General features: G+C 61.6%; 21 protein-coding genes. 11 read left to right on the top strand and 10 right to left on the bottom strand.

Annotated features, from left to right (window positions below; all coding sequences use genetic code 11):
• Positions 1–38: 38 nt before the first annotated feature.
• Complete coding sequence (locus IPM54_24250; protein MBK9262903.1) at positions 39–1,367, top strand: hypothetical protein; 1,329 nt, start codon at positions 39–41, stop codon at positions 1,365–1,367.
• A gap of 149 nt (positions 1,368–1,516) precedes the next feature.
• On the opposite strand, the gene IPM54_24245 is transcribed toward IPM54_24250, so the two are convergent.
• Entirely contained in the window at positions 1,517–2,908 is a 1,392-nt protein-coding gene (locus IPM54_24245) for a sigma-54-dependent Fis family transcriptional regulator (GenBank protein ID MBK9262902.1), read from the bottom strand.
• 64 nt (positions 2,909–2,972) lie between these two features.
• Here IPM54_24245 and IPM54_24240 point away from each other — a divergent pair, with 64 nt between their 5' ends.
• The 3 genes from IPM54_24240 to IPM54_24230 all read left to right on the top strand — a co-directional run bounded on the left by IPM54_24240 (position 2,973) and on the right by IPM54_24230 (position 6,839).
• Positions 2,973–4,466 (top strand): hypothetical protein, encoded by a 1,494-nt coding sequence (locus IPM54_24240; GenBank protein MBK9262901.1) that lies wholly within the window; start codon positions 2,973–2,975, stop codon positions 4,464–4,466.
• A 41-nt stretch (positions 4,467–4,507) separates the two neighbouring features.
• Complete coding sequence (locus IPM54_24235; protein MBK9262900.1) at positions 4,508–5,746, top strand: hypothetical protein; 1,239 nt, start codon at positions 4,508–4,510, stop codon at positions 5,744–5,746.
• 61 nt (positions 5,747–5,807) lie between these two features.
• On the top strand, positions 5,808–6,839 hold the full coding sequence (locus IPM54_24230; protein ID MBK9262899.1) for a peptidyl-prolyl cis-trans isomerase: 1,032 nt from the start codon (positions 5,808–5,810) through the stop codon (positions 6,837–6,839).
• Here IPM54_24230 and IPM54_24225 read toward each other — a convergent pair whose 3' ends face one another.
• Both IPM54_24225 and IPM54_24220 read right to left on the bottom strand, forming a co-directional pair.
• Positions 6,840–7,649 carry a hypothetical protein gene (locus IPM54_24225; GenBank protein ID MBK9262898.1) on the bottom strand — a complete coding sequence of 270 codons (810 nt, stop codon included), beginning with the start codon at positions 7,647–7,649 and terminating at the stop codon, positions 6,840–6,842. It lies immediately after the preceding gene.
• A gap of 110 nt (positions 7,650–7,759) precedes the next feature.
• Positions 7,760–8,356, bottom strand: coding sequence for a hypothetical protein (locus IPM54_24220; protein MBK9262897.1), 597 nt, complete (start codon positions 8,354–8,356; stop codon positions 7,760–7,762).
• A gap of 139 nt (positions 8,357–8,495) precedes the next feature.
• On the opposite strand from IPM54_24220, the gene IPM54_24215 reads away from it, so the two are divergent.
• Genes IPM54_24215 through IPM54_24205 form a run of 3 tightly spaced genes read left to right on the top strand, consistent with a single transcriptional unit; the run spans position 8,496 to position 10,030 of the window.
• Complete coding sequence (locus IPM54_24215) at positions 8,496–8,798, top strand: 4a-hydroxytetrahydrobiopterin dehydratase (protein ID MBK9262896.1); 303 nt, start codon at positions 8,496–8,498, stop codon at positions 8,796–8,798.
• 12 nt (positions 8,799–8,810) lie between these two features.
• The gene (gene rnc / locus IPM54_24210; GenBank protein ID MBK9262895.1) at positions 8,811–9,566 is read left to right on the top strand and encodes a ribonuclease III; all 756 of its coding nucleotides are present in this window, start codon (positions 8,811–8,813) and stop codon (positions 9,564–9,566) included.
• A gap of 35 nt (positions 9,567–9,601) precedes the next feature.
• Positions 9,602–10,030, top strand: a complete 429-nt coding sequence (locus IPM54_24205) for a hypothetical protein (protein ID MBK9262894.1) — start codon at positions 9,602–9,604, stop codon at positions 10,028–10,030.
• Between the two features lie 130 nt (positions 10,031–10,160).
• Here IPM54_24205 and IPM54_24200 read toward each other — a convergent pair whose 3' ends face one another.
• Entirely contained in the window at positions 10,161–11,309 is a 1,149-nt protein-coding gene (locus IPM54_24200; GenBank protein MBK9262893.1) for a hypothetical protein, read from the bottom strand.
• 75 nt (positions 11,310–11,384) lie between these two features.
• Here IPM54_24200 and IPM54_24195 point away from each other — a divergent pair, with 75 nt between their 5' ends.
• Positions 11,385–12,017 carry a tRNA (cytidine(34)-2'-O)-methyltransferase gene (locus tag IPM54_24195; GenBank protein ID MBK9262892.1) on the top strand — a complete coding sequence of 211 codons (633 nt, stop codon included), beginning with the start codon at positions 11,385–11,387 and terminating at the stop codon, positions 12,015–12,017.
• Between the two features lie 127 nt (positions 12,018–12,144).
• Positions 12,145–12,507, top strand: a complete 363-nt coding sequence (locus IPM54_24190; protein ID MBK9262891.1) for a hypothetical protein — start codon at positions 12,145–12,147, stop codon at positions 12,505–12,507.
• Positions 12,508–12,587: 80 nt separating this feature from the next.
• Here the strand turns inward: IPM54_24190 and IPM54_24185 are convergent, their stop codons facing one another.
• From IPM54_24185 to IPM54_24175, 3 genes are all read right to left on the bottom strand, one after another.
• Positions 12,588–13,094, bottom strand: coding sequence for a CarD family transcriptional regulator (locus tag IPM54_24185; protein ID MBK9262890.1), 507 nt, complete (start codon positions 13,092–13,094; stop codon positions 12,588–12,590).
• Positions 13,095–13,494: 400 nt separating this feature from the next.
• The gene (locus IPM54_24180) at positions 13,495–14,439 is read right to left on the bottom strand and encodes a Ppx/GppA family phosphatase (GenBank protein ID MBK9262889.1); all 945 of its coding nucleotides are present in this window, start codon (positions 14,437–14,439) and stop codon (positions 13,495–13,497) included.
• A 62-nt stretch (positions 14,440–14,501) separates the two neighbouring features.
• A complete protein-coding gene (locus IPM54_24175; protein MBK9262888.1) occupies positions 14,502–15,317 on the bottom strand; it encodes an OmpA family protein in 816 nt (271 codons plus the stop codon).
• A 366-nt stretch (positions 15,318–15,683) separates the two neighbouring features.
• Between IPM54_24175 and IPM54_24170 the strand changes: the two genes are divergently transcribed.
• Entirely contained in the window at positions 15,684–16,079 is a 396-nt protein-coding gene (locus tag IPM54_24170) for a hypothetical protein (protein ID MBK9262887.1), read from the top strand.
• Positions 16,080–16,342: 263 nt separating this feature from the next.
• Here IPM54_24170 and IPM54_24165 read toward each other — a convergent pair whose 3' ends face one another.
• Positions 16,343–17,938, bottom strand: coding sequence for a hypothetical protein (locus IPM54_24165; GenBank protein MBK9262886.1), 1,596 nt, complete (start codon positions 17,936–17,938; stop codon positions 16,343–16,345).
• Between the two features lie 30 nt (positions 17,939–17,968).
• Positions 17,969–18,607 carry an AgmX/PglI C-terminal domain-containing protein gene (locus IPM54_24160; GenBank protein ID MBK9262885.1) on the bottom strand — a complete coding sequence of 213 codons (639 nt, stop codon included), beginning with the start codon at positions 18,605–18,607 and terminating at the stop codon, positions 17,969–17,971.
• A gap of 86 nt (positions 18,608–18,693) precedes the next feature.
• Between IPM54_24160 and IPM54_24155 the strand changes: the two genes are divergently transcribed.
• Complete coding sequence (locus tag IPM54_24155; protein ID MBK9262884.1) at positions 18,694–19,158, top strand: hypothetical protein; 465 nt, start codon at positions 18,694–18,696, stop codon at positions 19,156–19,158.
• Positions 19,159–19,165: 7 nt separating this feature from the next.
• Here the strand turns inward: IPM54_24155 and IPM54_24150 are convergent, their stop codons facing one another.
• Positions 19,166–19,765 carry an HNH endonuclease gene (locus IPM54_24150; GenBank protein MBK9262883.1) on the bottom strand — a complete coding sequence of 200 codons (600 nt, stop codon included), beginning with the start codon at positions 19,763–19,765 and terminating at the stop codon, positions 19,166–19,168.
• Positions 19,766–19,830 lie beyond the last annotated feature (65 nt).

The following is a 19,830-nucleotide window of genomic DNA, read 5'->3' as shown; positions in this document are numbered from 1 at the left end:
GGTCCATCGGGCGATTCCGGTACGATGGCCGCGCAAAGATGATGGCCACCGTGGGCAAACGCGTCTGTGCTGGGCTCTTTTTCGCCGTTTGCCTGGCTGGTTCGACACCATCCGTTTGGGCTCAAGGCATCGCGACGACACCCAAACCTCCAACTCGTCCTGCAGCGACGCAACCCGCTGTCAAGCAGGATGAACAGCCCAGCGAAACAAAATCGACCGGTACGGCATCTGACAAACAAGGCGACGGTGCACAACCCGCCAACAGTACGCCTCCGCCCAGCTCCGACCCCAAGCCCGCATCAGCCGCAAGCAAGACCATCAAGATCGATATCCACGGCGGCGCATGGCTGTTTTATTGGCAACCCATCGGCGTCTCGACCGACCCGATCGCCAAAGTACGCGGCGTGCCAAACATTCCCGACGAAGGCGCATTCTTCCGAATGCACGTGGCGCACCTGAACTTCGACGGATCCATCGGCAACTTCGGCCTGTTCTTCAATGCCAGCGTGCGCGACACGCGCATGCGCGAATATTACGACGGCACCGCGTGGATCGAAGAAGGATACGCCTACTACAAACACCGCTACGCGACCATCAAAGTGGGCAAGACGTATAGTCGATTCGGCCTGTTTTGGGATAATTCGTTTTACGGGAATACCCATTTTTTCGATGGCATCAAGCTCGACCCGAACTACGGCGTCTCCATCGAAGGCTCGGTCGGCAAAGAAAAAGGCTTTCGGCTCGGATATTACGGGCAATACTTCATCGTCGATGGACGCACGAACGGCTCGTACATCCGCCGCGATACGGTGAGCATTCCCGGCGCTCGCAAACGCCACATGGTCGTCGTGCGCGCCGAACCTTCCTATTTCTGGAACAAGAATGATTCTCTGACGCTGGGTCTATCAGGATCGTACTTCCAAGCCGACATTCCAAATCCAATCGGCAAACAGAACGTCTTTCGCGCGGCCATCGACCTTTATGCGACCGTGGGTCCGTTCAGCATTTGGGGCGATATATCTCGCCAAATGGGCCAATCCGTCACCGAGTGGCCCATTCCACCCACAGTCGACCCAGCGACCGGCACCATCACCGCTCCCGGTCAAGCTTCCGCCACGAACGATTACGTGCTCGTCGGCGGCGAAGCTCGGCTCAAAAAGTTCGTCGCTCGCTACAACTTCAGCGCCGTACGATACCAGGACGTGAGCATTACGGAATTCTTTCACGTGCCAGGTATCGGCTACAACATGAACGACAACCTACAGTTCTTGGTCGAATTCGTGTACTGGTATCAGCAATACGCCGATCGCCCCGAAGTCGCGCTCTTCGATCGCACGTTTGCTACGACAATTCACGGATATTTTTGAATGACGCGAGCCACTCCTACGCGCCAATCATCATGAAGAATTCAACGCAAAGGGGCAGAGGCGCAAGGACGTAGTCTCTCCAATAGCTACCAGAAACGCCTACTTTAAATTTTATAAATTGTGCCTTTGCGGATTGCTGCCCTCTGCGGTCATGCTTCGTCCTCCCCCTCCGCCTTGTCCCCGCGTAGTCCCAGCGCTTTGCATTTTTTGTACAAATGGCTGCGCTCGAGACCCAGCCCGCGCGCCGTCGCCGCCATCGCTCCTCCATAATGCAATAACGCCTCCTCCAAAATGCGCCGCTCCGCTTCCTCGGACAATACTCGAAATGGAGTTCCCGGCCGAAAAAGCCCCGTCGGCGTTCCCGTAGATGCATTTCCAAGACAAACGCGCACGTCCTCCGCATCAATCTGCGAATCGGGCGTCAAAATCACCAGCCGCTCAATGAGATTCCGAAGCTCCCTCACGTTCCCAGGAAAACCATACCCGACCAACACCTCCGTCGCCCCGTCCGTGAGCGTCATTCCGGGCCGGTCGTTGGCCACCATGGCCAAATTCAAAAAATGCCGCGCAAGCAGCGGAATGTCCTCCCGACGCGCGCGAAGCGGCGGCAATGCAAGCGGCACGACGTTCAATCGATCATACAAATCGGCCCTAAATTCGCCTTTTTGACAAGCCGCCTCGATATCACGATTCGTCGCCGCAACGACGCGTACGTCGACTTTGATGATTTCATTGCCCCCCACTCGCTCGATTTCCCGCTCCTGAAGCACTCGCAAAAGCTTGGCCTGCATCGGAAGCGGCATGTCACCCACTTCGTCGAGAAACAACGTGCCACCGCTGGCCCGCTCGAACTTGCCGCGCCGCTGCTTGGTCGCCCCCGTAAATGCCCCAGCTTCGTGCCCGAACATCTCGCTTTCAATGAGCTCGCTCGGAATGGCCGCGCAATTCATCTTTTCGAGCGGCCCGCGAGCTCGTTTGCCCGCCGCGTGAATCGCCCTCGCCACGAGCTCCTTGCCCGTACCTCGCTCGCCCGTCACGAGCACCGTGGCGCTGGTGCTCGCCTTCGCCGCCCGCGCGATCTGCTCACGAAGCGAAACCATCACGCGACTGTCGCCAATCAGTTCCCCAATCTGCCCGGCCTGCGCCTTCAGCACCTTGGCTTCCGCCTCGGCTCTTACGAGGCGCAGGGTGTTGTCGAGCACGAGCAGCAGGCGATCGGTCGATAGGGGTTTTTCCAAGAAGTCCAGCGCTCCAAGGCGCGTGGCGCGCACCGCCGCATCGATCGACGCATGCCCGCTCATCATCACGATGGGCAAGTCCGAACCTTGCGTCCGAATCCGCTCGAGCAGCGAGACGCCATCGCCATCGGGCAAAGCGACGTCGAATAGTCCGATGTCGTAGCTTCGTTTCGCCAGCTTTTCTTCGGCGATTCGAATGCCGCCCGCGACGTCGACGGAGTACCCCTCGAGCGACAGAGCTTTTTGAAGTGTGGTGAGGATGGAAGGCTCATCGTCGACGACGAGCACGTGACCACGAGGCATGCCGACAAGCTAGCACCAGCATGCACGATCCACACCACACCCGACGTGATACGCTTCCTCGGATATGTCCTCGTCCACCGAGATACAGCCGACCGCTGAAGGCGATCTCGGACGAACGCCGTTCGCCCATCTGCTGGTGTACGCCGCGGAGCAGCAACTTACAGGCGCGTTATTTCTGCATGTGCCGGGCGGGGCGATGCACAGCGTACGCCTCGAAAGCGGGCGCCCAGTCAAAGTTCAGATGGGCGACGGCTTCGCGCGCCTTGGGAATTTGCTGGTCGATGCAGGCTTGATCGACGAGGCAGCGACAACTGCCGCGCGCGCAGTGCCAGGCCTCATCGGCGAGTCGCTGGTGGCCGAGGGGCACATCACGCGCGACGCGCTGGAAACCATGGTCGAGCGGCAGTTCTTCATACGCATGACGCTGCTTTTCGGGCTGCCGCCGAAGACGAGGTACGCGTACTTCGCCGACATGCACGAGATCGTGGACGACGGGGCTCCTATATCGACGGTGCATCCTCTGGCCGTGCTCTGGGCCGGTCTTCGCGAACATGCCGCGGCTTCGGTGATGATGGAGCCGGTTCTCGAGCGCATTGGTAGCGCAATTCTACGGCTGCATCGATCTGCAGCCATCGACCGGCTGAAGCCTACGGTGACGGAGCGCGCCGTGCTCGATCGACTGCGACAAACTCCACTGTCGCTGCAAGGGTTGGTCGAAGCAAACCTTGGTGACGAAGCGATGATTCGCTGGATGGTGTACGGGCTCGTCATCATGCGCTTCGTCGACTTCGGAACGGAAGCGTTGCCGCTGTTCCCGGAACAACCCTCGGCTCCGCCAGCGCCAGCAGGTTCGGTGACGCTGGCGCGCATTCGCCTGCAACCAAGCGCGCCACGACGCTTCACGGCAGCAGCTCCCGACGATGTGGGCGATGGCGAAAGGATCAAGCCGCAACCTCGCACGCGAAAGCGTACGCGCCCGACAAACCCGGATGGGCTCACTGGTGGCAAGTCGGACCCGCCGCAATCGTCCGTCGCCGAAACCACTCCGCAGCCGCCCGCCGTCCCGAAGCCTGCTGTGGACGCATCATCGGTAGCGGAATCGATCGACGGTGACGCGCCCCCCGCGATGCCCACAGCGCCCGAAGGCCAACCAGACGCGGCGCATCCGGCGCATGCGCTGTATTGCCTCGCCATGCAGCGCCTCTCGGAAGGCGATCGCAAGGGCGCGCTTGCTGCCTGTCAGCTCGCGCGGGAAATCGATCCGAACGAGCCGGACTACGCGCTGCTCGCAACGTGGATTCGCGCAATCCTCGGAGGAACGAACCTCGAATCGTGCGTGGACGACCTGGACAAACTTCTGCAAGATCGTCCCGACCACGTGCCAGCACTTTTCTATCGCGGGTACTTGCGACGGCGCATCGGCGACGAAGCGGGGGCAGCGACCGACCTGCGCCGTGTACTGGAGCTCGACCCGGCGCATCAGGACGCCCTTCGCGAGCTGAACCGTCTGGAGCGTCGAGCGCCTGCGAAGCGTCCGAGTGGCCTTTACAGATCGTAGACCCACACTGTTCACGCGTGCCTCCCCTGCCCTCGCGAGTGATGTTGCCTTCGGGGCTTTTCTTGCGGCTGTCTCACGCAGCCGCGAAACGGGCACCGATGCCAAGCGTTCGTGCGGGCAGTTGTCTGCATGCGCTGGGGATCCTCGAAGCGCCGGGCGTCGTCACGACGGACGACGGGCAACCGATCGACGTGCAAGGTTTGTCCTTACGAGACGCTCATGTGTTGCGAGCGCTCTTGACGCACGCGGGCATCGTTCCGGAAGAACCCGCCGAATTACCGTGCGAAAATTGCGGCAAACCGTTTCGCGTGTCGCCGTCGTCGCTGCTCGAAGTCGGCCCGTTCGTCGATCACGAGCTGAACGATCCGGAGCTCGATGCGCCGTTCGATCATGACAAACCGCATCGCATCCCGCGTGTGCTCGTGGGAAAAGAACGCGCTCGTACGATTCGCATCGCGAAGCGTTCGGTGCGCGAAGCTTTGCCGCTCTGGCATGCGGAAGCAGCAACATCATTTGGTTTCACGCCGGCGATCGTCACGGCGATGGGCATCACCCAGCTTGGACGAGAACGTCGCGCCAGCGTGATCGCCGAAGCGCTTTCGCGCGCGCCTTCTGCCGCGTATCGAGCGATCGCTGATCTGCTCTACGCAGCGCACTATTCGCCACGTCTCGTGGCCGCGTATCGCTGCACCGAATGTGGTGCGCGCAATGATCTGGATGTGCCGTGGGTGCGCGAAATTCCGTACGACGTTGCCGAAGGCCGACGAAGGCGCCGACCTTTTCCCGACATCGATGCGTTCGAGCGGATGGTGACGGATGCGGCCGATCGCATTTATCGCAAGCGCGGCGTGCGCAACATCGACCTGGTCGTCGACGACGACGTGCCTGCTTGTGACGATGGCGGCGAACCGCTGCTCGGCTCTTACACGCACGGCGGCACGGATGAAGTCGGCATCGTGCGAACGCCGGAGATTCGCATCTTCTATCGGACGTTCGACATGGAGCATCGGCGGGATCCATCGTTCGACGTCGCGGCGGAGATCGAAGAAACGATCGATCACGAGATCACGCACCATCTGCATTACCTCGCGGGAGACGATCCGCTCGACGATGAAGAGCGCGACGCCATTGCGCAGGAGAGCATTCGTCGGATTGGGAAACGTGAAACGGCAAGGCGTGTCGGGAAGGGCATCGCAAGTGACTTTCTGGGCTTCTTGCGCACGATGTGGCCGATTTTGCTCGTTGCGTTCGTCGCGACGTGGCTGGGCTTTTGTCGCTGACGCAAGTTGCAGGTGCGACGCGGCTTGACCCACGGGCTCACGCGACAAGAATGCTCGCTGCATGCGCACCCATCGTCTTCAGCGCGCCGTTTTTGCCACGGCCGTTGCCATCGCCGCGGGCACGGTTTGTCACTCCGTCGTATTCGCCGATGCCGGCGCTCCGAGTGACGATGCATCCGTCGCCGTCAAAGTCGGCGCGCGGGTGTTCACCGTATCGGACATCGAACGACGTCTCGCTTCGGTACCTTCGTTTCAGCTTCGTTACTTCGGCAAGAGTCGCGAGGAGATCCGGCGTCGTTTCGTGGAGGAAACGCTCGTCAAGGATGCGCTGTACGTGCAAGGGGCCGAAGCCGAGAAGCTCGCGGAACTGCCCGAGGTTTCGGAGCGGGTTCGTGGTGTGCTTCGGAGCGCGCTCATCGACAAGATCACGGCCGAGGCGAAGGAAGCCGGCCCGATCACCGATGAAGAGGTGAAGGCGTATTACGAAGCGAATCGCAGCACGTATCACGCGCCGCCGCGCGTGGTGATCTGGCGCATCGTCGTTGCGACACGCGAAGAAGCGCAGGGCGTGATCGACAAGGTCAAAACTGATTTGAGCCCCAAGAAGTGGAACGAGCTTGCGCGCGAGGTATCGCTCGACAAGGCGACGAGCATGCGCGGCGGCAACCTGGGGTTCGTCGAACCGAACGGGGCGACGAGTGATCCGAATTTGAAGGTCGATCCAGCGCTCGTGACGGCCGTCGAGAAGGTGAAGGACGGGGAGCTCGTGTCGGAGCCCATCGCTGATGACGGCAAGTGGGCGGTGGTGTGGCGTCGTCAGAGCATGAAGGCGATCGATCGGCCGCTCGAGATGGAGGCGCCGCAGATTCGCCTCGTGCTGATGCGTCAACGTACGGACAAGCGGATTGCGGACGCGTTGGCGGAGCTTCGCAAAAAGTACGTGACCGAAACGAATCCGGACTTGCTCGAGCTGCTCGCCGTGAGCGGCATGGGTGAGGTTTCACCGGTCAAACGTCCGGGGACGTTGCCGTCGTCGAGGCGTCCTGCAGCGGGTTCACCGGTGCCGAAGGAAACGCCGGGCGGGAATCGGTAATCACGCAAGCGCGATCGCGACCAGCAGGCCCAGCGCAGACACGATCGCGAGCACGATGGCAACCTTGGTGCCCATGCGGTGTGCTTGCACGACGTCTTCCTCGGGCAAACCGTACACGCCCGAAAGAAGTGCACGTGATGCTTTGCCGGGAACGGTCATCGACAAACCCATCACCTCGCTCATCGCTTTCACGCCGCGCGAGAGCAGAATCCATGTCGCGCCGAGCGGTCCTGTCATCAGGTCCCAGCCGCACGCATACAGGCCATATCGCAGAGCTCGCCGACGCTGCGGACGTCCGCCGAATTTTCGCGCGCCTGCATCGAGCGCCGCGCCATGCGTCGCGTGAGCGATCACCATCCAGAGCGCGAGCAGCGGAACGCCGATGGCAAACCACTGAAGGGCGCGCTGTCGCATCATCGGATCCGCGATGACCTGCATCGCAAGGTTTGGAAGGGCGAGCGCGGCAAAAGGCAAAAGCGCCGCGACCATCGAGCCGACCGCGAGCACTTCACACAAGATTGCAAAACGCATCGCTGGAGGCAGCGGGCCGTCCGGTATGGCCCCGAAAAACGCCTCGGCACCTTGCGTCGTCGCGAGCGCCGTGGACCAAAGACGCGACCACGTTCCTGCTCCAGGACGCTCCCACGGCACGATCGCCATGACGCCAGATGTGCCCTCTTCGGCCGGCGTGCAGCCAGAGCAATCCGATTGCCCACAAATGGCGCAAAGCACGGCCGCCGGCACATCGAAGACGTCTCCGTCGACCGCGTCGCTGGCGATGCGTTCGGCGAGTTGCGGTCTCTTGGCCATGGCGCACCCCTGTGACGGACCCCGCGCCACGCGAAGCAAACCGCCACACATGACTTTACGCGACTTCCCCTCGAGTGTCGACCCCACGGCCCCCGAACGACGCCAAATGATCAGTGCAGTGTCTCGTCACCTCGACGCGCACGTGACGTTGGCATGTCGACCCTCGAACCACCAAATCGCAGCGCCAACACGAGCGCCACGACACCAAGCACGAGCGTGGCGTAAAGCCCATACGCCCACTCGAAGCGCAGCGGCCGAAATCGCGAGCTTTCAGGCACGACGGCGATGCGCATGATCACCGTCATGACGACGATCGTGGCCATGAGTCCCACCGCGAATCGGGCACCACGCATGGCGTGAATCGTGCGACGCGACAGCACGAGCGGTACCATGACAAACCACGACACGAACGGTGCCCACATCCACGAAAGACGCTCGGCAAATTGCAGGCCCGTCCATTGCCTGATCTCCGGCACCGTTTCTTGCATCCAAGGCAAAAAGAAGGCGCCGAGCCCGCACAGCGCAACGACCGCCAAGGCTCCTCGTCCGCGCCCCATGTACGTCCACGAAAGCTGCTCCATCTCGGGAGCGACCTCCTCGAACGGCTCGTCGTCGTCGAGGCTCGCCGCCGTAGGCGGAAGCTTCGTGATGTCTTCGAGCGCAAGGCCGCATTCGGGACATGCACGAGCTTCCCCGAGCTCGAACATCTGACGACAAAATGGACAAGCGATGAGCCTATTCATCGACCGAGCCCGAGTTTAACAAAGCCTCTGCCGAGCCTGCGACGAGCATGGTGGGTTTTCATGATGTAGAGGAGCCTCTACAAGACGCTCCAAGGAGTTCGACATGTCGAGCCGCGAAAAGCTCTCTGACGAAAATATCGACGACTTCGTCGCGACGCACCCAGGGTGGACTCGTAAAGGAAACGCGCTCTGCCGTTCGTTCCAGTTCCCCGATTACTCCAGTGCTCTCGCGTTCGTCGTGCGCGTGTCGCTCGCCGCCGAAAAGCGCGATCATCATCCCGACGTGCTGCTTGGATGGGGACGCGCGGAGGTCTCGTGGTCGACGCACGACGCTGGCGGCATCACGGCATTCGATACATCGATGGCCGAAGCCACGGACAAACTCTACGGATCTCAACGAGCGTAACGCGCGTCGGTCATGCAGCCTCAGCACCAAGCACTCGTCGCTCGGCTCGGTTTGTCCGGTGAGCTCGAGCATCTCGAAGAAGCACTCACGCATCGGAGCTTCGCGAACGAACAACGCAAGGAAGGGCTTCGGGACAATCAGCGTCTCGAGTTTCTCGGAGACTCGGTGCTGGGCCTGTGCGTGACCGATGCACTGATGGATCGTTATCCGAGCGCGAACGAAGGCGAGCTGTCGCGTATGCGATCGGTGCTCGTGAACGCCGAAGCGCTCTCGTCGTGGGCTCGCTCGGTGGAGCTCGGAGCTGCGCTGCGCATGGGTCGCGGCGCGCTCGCAACGGGTGAACACGAACGCATCAACGTGCTCGCCGATGCGGCAGAAGCCGTGATGGGTGCGGTGTACCTCGATCGCGGTTTGGACGAAGCACGGAGGCTCGTGCACGCCGTCATCGACGAACCGCTCTCACGCCTCGCCGAATCGATGATTGCTCACGATCCGAAGAGCACGCTGCAAGAGCGGATTCAAGCGGCGGGAGGTGCATCGCCGCGCTACCGCATCGTGCGCATCGAAGGACCGCCGCATGATCGAGAATTCTTCGTGGTCGTAGAAACCGGTGACGAAGTTCTTGCGGAAGGTCGCGGTCGATCGAAAAAGCTTGCTGAGGTCGATGCTGCACGTGCTGCGCTGCTTTCGCCCTGGCCCCAGCAGGCTCCGGTATCCTCGGAAGGCGTCGATGCACCCAAGGAACCGGAAACGTCCTTGGGGACCTGACAAACCCACTCACCCTCTTGCCAGGAGTGCTTTCCATGCGGCGTTTTGCTTTGGCTCTGCTCGTATCGCTTTCGTTCGCGTTCACGTTCGTGCTGCCCGCGTGGGCCGGTAGCTACCTCGACCGTGCTGCGCTGCTGCTCGATCAAGCGCACAAAGAAGGCGACATGCTCAGGCCGCGCACGTTCGACAAGGAGCTGGTGCTGGTGATCAAAGCGATGGCCGAGACGCGAGCTCGCGTGGCGCGCAAGATGGAGGTACCGGCCGCCGTAGCGAAGGCGCATCCGCATCTGCTTTTGGTGCTGGAGAACTACGACCGCGCGGCAGCGGCTGCCAGCGAACGCAACTTCAAGAAGTTCGTCGAGCACTTGTATGCAGCGCGGGATGAAGATCGAAACTTCCGCGCCATCCTGAAGGAGCTCGGTTACGCCCTGCCAAACCTCGCGGTCAAACCCCCGAAGAAGTGACGCATTTCAGAGGGCGTTTTACTGCCGTCGCGAGCGTTGCGATGATAGGGAGGACGGCGGAAGCGTACTCCGTACGCTGAGCAAGTCCGACCGACGCATCGCAACGCGCAGCAGGCAGTAAAACGTCCTCTCAGAGCACGAGGCCGAAATCGAAGGCCATCGTGTACTGCTTCGGAATGCCGTCGAACTTGTTCTGCATCGTGCCGGTGCCGTCGTCGTAAAGCGCGTCTTCGCTGTCCTGGTTGGCGGCGGCCGCATCGACCGCGTCCGTGACGAAATGCGCGCCGATGCGCACCATCTGGAAGCGGAACTGAAGCCCTGCCGCGATGCGATGACGCTGCAGGCGCACGTTGTTGAAGACGACGGTGTTGTTGAAGTCCGCGCTCGTGCCCGCGCTGCACACAGGCTGCCCATCACGATACGTCTTCGCAGGATCGGGCGTAGCGGGCGTGTTGCTGCCGGCGTAGCCGCAGTAGTTGAGCGCATCGGTGTTGGGCGTGAGGTCGATGAGGCCCGAGTCACCGAAGGTGTACATCCACGAATAGCCCGCGTACGGCGTGATGATGACCGTGCCGCCGATGGGAATCGGCTTCGAGAGCATCGCGTCGAACCCTGCGACCGTCAGTTGAAACTCGGAGTTGCCCGTGATTGTCGTGACAGACCCGCTTGCCGTCAGGTCAGGAAAGATGGCCGGAATGCCGGTGCGGAAACCTTCGAGCAGCGACACGCGAAAGTCGGCACCGAGAACGCCGATGTTCGAGTTACCCATGAAACCGATCTTCGTACCAAGCTCGACGCCCAGCAGACCGAGCGGTAATGCGAGCGGAGCAAAGCCGTATCGGGTCTTCATCGAGAAGACCTGCACGAAGTCGTCAGGGCCCGTGTTCATCGTCGAGAACAGCTTGTTGTTCGGGTCCTGTTTGCCCTGCGTGCCGAACTTCCAGTAGTCGGCATTCGACGAAATCCTCGTGAACGCACCCTCGAAAGCGAGATCGAATCCGCCGTAACCGGTGGTGCGAGCGGGATGCATCGCCGTCGGTGCGAGCGCATAGCCCCACTCGGCCATCAGTTTGGCAAACGCAAGATCGTTTGTGCCGCAACGATTGTAGCCCGATGTCGGGTTGTAGTAGAGCCCGCCATCAGCACCAGGCGCGCGACAACCTTCGTCCGTCACGAAACGTGCCAGCGCAGGGTCCATCGTGTCCGCAGACGCTTGACGAGGCACCGATACTGCGGCGAAAAGCGCGACGGCCGCCGTGATCCACCCGATTCGACGCATACCAGGATCTCCGAGCGGCGAGGCTACGGTCTGGATCGCGTGCTCGTCAAGTCAATCCCCGCACGACGTGGACGAATGGAACGAGGCGGCTTCGAAACCACATCTCGCAAAGGGCTCGTTCTCACAAGAGAGCTCTGGACTTGCCCACGCATTGCCGCTTATTTGCAGGACCCTTCCGGGAACACGATCGTGGCCAAAGACCAGCGTCCCCGCCTCCGCTCGAGCCCACTCGAACGCCCCCTGCACGTGGTGCTGGTCGAGCCCGAGATTCCGCAGAACACCGGCAACATCGCGCGGCTGACCGCTGCCACCAAAAGCCGCTTGCATCTCGTCGGAAAACTCGGCTTCCGCATCGACGAGCACGCCGTTCGCCGAGCTGGCGTGGACTACTGGCATCTCGTCGATCTCGAAACGCATCCGAGCTTCGATCACTTCATGACGACGTGGCCCGACGCTCGCCTGCATTTCTTCAGCGCCATCGCGACGAAGAGCTACCTCGATGCGGACATTCGCCCAGGAGATGCGCTCGTGTTCGGCAAGGAAAGCGTGGGCCTCGACGAAGCGCTGCTCGAAAGGTTCCCCGACAACGTGTACGGCATCCCGACGCTCGGTCCGGTGCGTTCGCTGAACCTGGCCAACGCCGTGTCGATCGTGCTGTACGAAGCGCTCAGGCGAAATGGCGCACTTGCAAACGTGGCGCTCGGCTGAACGTGATGCTTTACGCTAGGGGCCGATGTCACTAGGGCGCTTCGTTGCCATCTCGAGCCTTCTGGCCGCCACTGCATTTGGGTCAGGATGCAACCGGCGCCCAGCAAACGCGACGCCTGAAGGAGCCGTGCGCGAATTCATCGATCGCATGCGTTTGGTGAACGGCGATCCCGCGGCAGCGAAGACCGCGTTTGCGCTTTTGTCGAACCGCACGCGCGAAAACCTCGCTGAACGAGCGCAACGCTACAGCGCCGCCAGCGGCAAAACGATCGCTCCCGAGGCGATGATCGTTCCATCGCGCTTCGTGATTCGCTTTGAGCCCCAACGAATGACGTCGCTCGTCGTGGGCTCACATGCGCTCGTGGAAGTGATCGGCCTCGGCCCTGATGACCGTGCCAAGGTCACGTGCGCGTTCGAGAATGACGGATGGCGTGTGGATCTCGACTTGCCAGCTCTTCCAGCCGTGCAAGTGCGCCCGGGAAGTCCGTAGCCGGGCCTCGAAAACGCAAAGGCCGACCCGCCAAATGATCGGCAGGGTCGGCCGCGTTCGAACGCAAGGAAGGAGAAACGTCAGTTCGCGAGGAAGATTGCCTCGATCTCCGTCCTTACCTGATCTTCAGTTTGGCCACGCGCGATGGCGATTTCCTTGACGATGAGGCCACGCGCGGTATCGAGCATGCGGCGTTCACCGAACGAAAGTTGCTTGTCGGTCTTCAAGCGATACAAATCGCGAAGGACTTCGGCGACGTCGTAGATCGAGCCGGTCTTGATCTTGTCCATGAAGCCGCGGTAGCGGCGATTCCACGTTTGATTGTCGAAGGCGATGGTTCGTTCGCGAAGAATGTCGAAGATTTCTCGGATTTCCTGTTCCGAGATGACTTGCCGCAAACCAACGGCGCCAGCGTTGCTGACAGGCACCATGATCTTGCGGTCGGTGTCGAGAATGCGGAGAACGTAGAAGCGCTGGCGGTTTCCGGCGATGTCTTTCTCTTCGATGTTGACGACCTCGGCAACGCCTTGGGCCGGATAAACCGCCTTGTCGCCTACCTTGAACTGGATCTCCGAACGAGCCTGCATATCGTCTCCTTTGCCTACCGCCTTGCCGTGTTCATCCTGGCCACCGCTTGTTGACCCGTCGCGAGATGAGCTGCTCGGGGTCGGCGTTGAACCATTCGATCGGGTGTCTCATTCCGACGAGGTGCGTTGCGAAAACTGCGAAGAGCCTGGATGCAGCGATCGCGGCGTACCCTGTTCGGTCACCATCGAGACACCGAGGGGGATCTGACGGTGGGGAAGGGGTTTCCGGGTTGGTGAGCAAACGGCCATCTCCGAGGAGGGGGCAGTCTGCGCCAGGCGCGCGCACTCTAGTGAGAACGGTTGATCCTGTCAACCCGATCAGGACCTGACACGCGTTCTGGGGACTACGTAGATGCGACAAGGGCAAACGGCAAGGGGATGATGCAATAACGTTGGATCTTCAGGGCATAGCCCCGTCGAGCAGCCGTTTTGCCAAACCCCAACGTACGCCACGATCCGATGCGACAAACTCCACATCGGTTGCGTCATTTCGTTGACGGAGCCGGTCACGCGCCCAGATGAGCACTTCCGACACGATGAGCCCGCCCGCCACGATCACATCCGCTCGCTCGGGCTGAACCGAACCGAGGCTGCGTCGCGCGGAAAGCGGCATCGCAGCAAGCCTCAGAACCGCAGCGTCCACGGTATCACCGGACAAACGAGCTCCGTGCACTCGGTCGGAGTCGTACGGAACGACCGACAAAGCGTACGCGGCAAGGGTCGTGACCGTCCCGGCGACCCCAACGATGGTCGGCGTTGGAACGATGCCCGAGCCATCGAGCGCATCACGAACGTCCTTACGAATCGCAACGACTTCGTTCGAGCTCGGAGGATCGGTACGAACGTGCCTCTCTGTGAGGCGAACACTGCCAACGTCCAAACTCACGGCTCGGTCAGGCCCTGCCGTTACGTCACCTGTAACGATCTCGGTGCTGCCTCCGCCAACGTCGACCACCGTGACGGCGCCGGTGAGTCCAAGGCCCGTCATGGCGCCGTCGAACGTCAGCTCGGCCTCTTCACGTCCCGAGATGACGCGAGGTTCGACGCCGAGCAGTGACTTTGCTTCGGCTCGAAACGATTCACCGCCGGCTGCATCACGCATGGCGCTCGTGCCACACGCAGCGACGCGCTCGGCACCGCAAGCGCGAATTTCGTCGGCGTAACGAGCAAGGCAATCGAGCGTGCGACGTATGGCTTCCGGGGCGAGAGCGCGCGCCTTGTCGACGCCTTGACCAAGCCGCGTGATGGTCGCGCGCTCGACGATCGGGACGATGGCGTCACCTCGACGTTCGGCGACGAGGAGCAGGACGGAGTTTGTCCCGATGTCGATGGCAGCAACTCGCATGAGGTTTGTCGTGGTCAGAGGGTGAAACGCGGGCAAACGTGCCGCAGTTTGGGGCACCCCTCTTAGTTCGCGAGGGTCTTCAGGTCGAGCATTTCCTCGACGTTGGGAAGAACCACGAGCTCGCAGCGACGATTGGATTGTTTGTTTTCGTCGGTGTCGTTGGGTTTGACCGGGTCGGTATCGCCGTAGCCCGCAGCGCTCCAGCGCGTGGGATCGAGCCCGCCACCTTTGGGGGTTGGTTGAACGAGGAACGCGAGCACTTCGCGAGCGCGCATGACGGAGAGGCCCCAGTTGTCTTTGAACCTGCCGCCTGCGAGAACGTCGGCGTCGGTGTGTCCAGCGACCTGGAACGACCGTTGCGAAAGCCCCGCATCGCCTCGGACGACTTCGGCAACCTTGAGCAAAATCTCTTCGCCGTCTTTTTTGAGCGTTTCTTTGCCCTTGTCGAAGAGCACGTCGCCCGGGAGCTGGATGACCATGCGGTTGTTGCGCACGGTGACGTTGAGCCCGAGTTTGGTGAGGGCTTGGAGTTTTTCCCGGAGCATCTCGAAGCGCTTCTTGATGGCTTCGAGTTGTTCGGCGCGACGGCGGTAATCTTCGAGCGCGCGAGCCTGTTCTTCGAGGTTCGCGTTGAGCTTGGAGATGTCGACGCCGGCTGCTTTGAGCTGTTGCTTGAGCTGCTCGATTTGAGCCTTGGCATCATCGAGCTCGGTTCGAGCCTTCTTGCTGCGGCTTTGTTCGTCCGCGATTTTGGCGTTCAAAGCTTCGATTTCGCGAAGTTTGGCTTGCCACTCTTCTTCCGAGTGCCCGCAGCCGGAGACGCCAGCGAGGGCGAAAAGTGCGGATCCGAGCAGGAGCCACGAAGTCGTACGACGCATGGGTTCCAACCTCCTGGGCGCGTGGCCGTTCGGACGGACGGTATCGAGACACGACGCAATGCACAAGGGCGCATGCGTGGCGAGCACGAATTGGCGGGATTGTCAAGATGCGAAATTAGGCGACAAGGGGGGTTCGTGTAGGGGATTTTCCCCTTGTGAAGGACGACGGCGTAGCTGTTCTTGCGTTCCGCCTCTGCAATGCTTGCGGTGCAATCTGCCGAGAAGCACGGGGATACATTGGTTTAGGCCTTGCAAGAATTTCCTTGACCGTCACCATGCGTGGCAATATACGTCGTGCAACATCTGTTGTCTCGGGGCTCGCGACCAGGTCCGCGAGAGCGAGGCGGCCAATCAGGAGGGTCACAGATGGCTGCGAAGAAGACTGCGAAGAAAGCCACCAAGAAGGCGACGAAGAAAGCTGCGAAGCCGGCCGCCGCGAAAGCGACCAGGGCCGCCAAGAAGCCCGCGAAGAAGGCAGCCAAGAAGGCCGCCCCGAAGCGCGCCGTCGCCAAGAAGCCGGCCAAGAAGGCAGCCAAGAAGGCCGCCCCGAAGCGCACGGCCGCTCCGCGCCGCGCCGCCGCCAAGAAGCCCGCCAAGAAGGCAGCCGCTCCGAAGAAGGCCGCCCCGCGTCGCGCCCCCGCCAAGGCCGCCAAGCCTGCCAAGGCCACCAAGCCCGCAAAGGCAGCAAAGCCCGCAAAGGGCAAGAGCACGCGAGCCTCGAAAGCAGCCGCACCGGCACCGTCGCGAGACGACGAAGAATAGGCAAAACGAGCCTCCTCCTCGTCAAGCTCTGCGCCACCCTCTCGACAACGGATGACCGATGCGAGAGAGCCTGGGGTGGATGATCGCCTCGGCCAGATCCAAATCGTTTGCGACCTGGACTACGCAGGAGCCTCGACCGAATGGACGTCGGAAACCCCGAGCGTCCATTCGTGTTTTGTAGGTCGGCGTTGCCTTGCCCCCTCACCCCGCCTCACCCCCCGGCCCCCTCTCCCTACGAGGGAGAGGGGGAGGAAGAGGGCGTTTCAATCACCGAGAAACTGCTTCAGAAGCCGCGCCGCTGCGTGCCGATCGAACGGCACACCAGACAGCTCCCGCTGCGACAGGCCCACGTAAAGCTGCATGGAAAACCCGTAAAGCGCCTCGCATTCACGCGCTGCCGCGTCGAGACGCGTCGGATCGATCAAGTCGGTGTCGTGCAGTGCACCCAGCGCCGAAAGTAGCTCCCGCGTGCGCTCGTAGCCCCCAAGCACGAGCACCGGATGCCCCATCGCTCGGTAGTAACCAAGAAAGTCCCCGACAAACCCGTACCGCTCGGGCGCACTCCACGTGTCGCTGAGCGGATCGGATACTCGCGCCTTGCTCGCAAATGCACGCGCAACTTGCGCAAACATCCACGCGCCAACGCGCAAGCGAAGACGCGCATCATGCAGAGCGTTTGGAGTATCGAACACCTGCGACTCGTCGAACGTCGCATCGAGCGCTCGACCTAGAAACATCACCGCCAACTGCAGCACGGGCTTCAAGCTCGCTGTTGCAGCTTGAAGACCGACACGCATATCCGTTGCGGGCAGTTTGTCATGGGCAGGTGGTACGTCGTGCTCGAACACGCGACGCATCTCCAGACGAAGCAGCGCAGATACGGACAAGAGCGCTTCTTTGATCTGCTCGAGCCTTCGTCCTTCAGCTTGAAGCTCACCCTCGGCAGCATCGATCTCGCGCACGCCAACACGCACCACGCGTTCTTCGAAGTCCTTCGCGAGCAGCTCGCCTGCACGACGTCGCAAGTAGCTCGACAGTGCACGAGCATCACTGCGCAGAACGGCGAGCACGAGATAACTTCGACCCCACACGCGTTTGTCGGAAAGATCGAGCGTGATGGCTTCGAGAAGTCGCACGTACCGGAGCATGCGAAAGAGCGACAAGAACGTGAGAGCCACGAGGCGATGCGCATGTTCGCCGGAGACGCGATGGATCAAATCGAGCACCGCGGACGAACCGATCCGATCGAACTCCGGTCGGAACTCGAGCGCCGACATGGGGTTGAAAAATGCGCTGCCGGATATCTCGCGCACCGTCGTCGACAGGTGCGCAAAGAAGACGCGGTACGTCGTGCGAGACGAACGTGCGAGCGCCGAGCCGACTTCGATGAGGTTCGTCAAGGACTGACGGAGCACGAAGAGACTCTCTTCGGGCGACTCCGGCATCATGGCTGCATAGACGAGCTTCGTACGCGCGTTGTCTTCCGGAAGTACGGTCTCGAGGTACCGCTGAAACACGACGGCTCTGTCGCGTTCACCGAGCATCAAGCGCGCGAGTTGCACGCCACGCGCCATGCCGTCGCACGCGTGGTCGAGCTGCGTGCGAAAGTCGTGACCGACGACGGTTTGTCTCTTCCCACCACCTGGGTGATTGCGCGGGTTGGCGAAGCAGGCGAGCCCCTTCAGAAGTATTTCGAGCTCGAATAAAACGTCTTCCTTCTGCTCGGCCGCGAGCTTTGCGTACCAAGCATCTCGCGCTTCGCGCTGTTCACGCCGAAGACCTCGCGACTCGCGAAGCAGCTCGACGTAAGCACTACTCGCCTCCGCGCCGCGTGTTTGCTGTCGGGCGTCGCTCGCCAAGACGTGGCCTCGATGATTCTGCGCGTGCACTCAGCGCGCTTTGAAATCGAATGGGTAGGTGAACCGCGTGTCTCGACCACTCGGGGACTTGGGGAACGTGATCGTCTTGATCACTTCGACCATGCAAGGCTCGATTTCGGTCGCCATCGGCGAGCTCTCTTCCTTCTTGGCCGCCGCCGATTTCAAGCTTCCGTCCGGCGCCAGCTCGAACGCGAACTTGACCTGCCCGGGCTGCCCCGGATGCGTCTTGGCCCAGATGTCGAAGCAACAGCGAAACGCCTTGCGCCTCGACTTGATGATGTCGTTGACGGGCGTGAACCGATCGCTCTTGCCCGCATCGGCGGCGGTCTGCGCGTTGTTCATGACGACGCCCGCGTCGGCGCCGTCCGTCACCGCTTCTGCAGGAATTTGCGCGCATTCGGCCGTCGTCGTCGGCTCCGTGCGCTTGGGTGCGTCTGCTTTGGCTTCGGGCGCCGCCGTTTGACTCGGCATATCCGTCTTGGGTTCGTCTTTACGAACCTCCGCCGGTTCGTCCTTCTTCGTCTCGGTGGCCGTCTTGTCCGGGGTCGTCGTCCCTTCGGACTGAGAACCGCTCGCACATGCCGCGAACGTGACCACGAGGGGAATGCCGAGGATCGCCACGATCGATGCCGTCGCACAAGTACGCATGGCGCCTATGTTACTCGATCCCGACGCTTCACCGAAGCTCGCGGCAAACGCGCCGCTGTATCATCCTGGCGCGCATGAAGTTCCCCATGGCATCCCCGAGCCCGGTACGTATTTCTGCAGCCGGCGTCACCTTTTGTCTGTCCTTGGCGCTGCTCATCGCGTGCGGCTCGTACCCCGAAGCCATCCCTTGCGGGCAAATCCCACCGGACGGGTGCCCGCTGTCCCGAGGCGGCACGTGCGATGATGCGACCTGCGCGGCCATCTATGGCTGCGTCGATGGTGTGTGGCACCACGTCGAGACGTGCTCGAACATGCCGCAAGACGCGGGCACGGGCCCGGATGCCTGTACGATCGTGACAATCGACCGTACGGGTGAAACCACGGGCTGCAAACCGGACCTGCAAAACCCCGATTGTCCCGTCGCTGCGGCCGAGCAATGCGCCAGCACGGTTTGTCAAAGCGAATGCATCGATTTCTTCCTGTGCACGAAAGACGGCTGGTCCGTCGTCGCGTACTGCAATGAAGACGGGGAATTCGTGACGATGCCGTGATTGGAGATCACCCCGTCTTCAAAAACGGTTCCCATTCCTTGAATGGCTCGGGGCGACCGAGGAGCAGCAGCATCGATCCATTCCAGCGCGGCGCCGAAGGCTGCCTTAACAAGCGCATGGCTGCCTCGTCGGGCGTGCGGCGACCTTTGCGCAAATTGCAGGGCCGGCATGCGGTCACGAGGTTTTCCCACGAGTCCAAACCGCCGCGTGAACGCGGAAGCACGTGATCGATGTTGAGATCGCGCACCGGAAGACGCTTGGTGCAGTACTGACACTGATGCCCGTCGCGCAACATGACGTTCTTGCGCGACAATCGCACCGTCGGCCGCCGAACGCGCTCGTACCTTCGCAAGTGAAGAACGCGCGGCACACGTAGACTTCCACCCACGATCGGCAGCGCATCGTCGCTCTCGCGCACGGGAAGACGGCGCCACGAGCTGAAATCATGCAGTTCGCCCGCGTCGTCGAGCGCATGCGCGGCATCCCCGAAAAGCAGGAGAATGGCCCGGCGCGACGTCGTGATGTGAATGGGATGAAAATGCTTGTTGAGCGCCAGAACCGGAAGCGTCAATGGGTCACGACGACCCGAGACGTGAAACGTCGCGATGTCGTCGTCGATCTCGAACGACTCGTCGAGATCGCCGAACGAATCCCCTTCGGGAAACTCTCCCG

This window comes from Polyangiaceae bacterium (assembly GCA_016715885.1).
GTDB lineage: Bacteria > Myxococcota_A > Polyangia > Polyangiales > Polyangiaceae > Polyangium.
The sequence above is the reverse complement of the archived record's forward strand: the minus strand, read 5'-3'. Positions and strand labels throughout refer to the sequence as shown.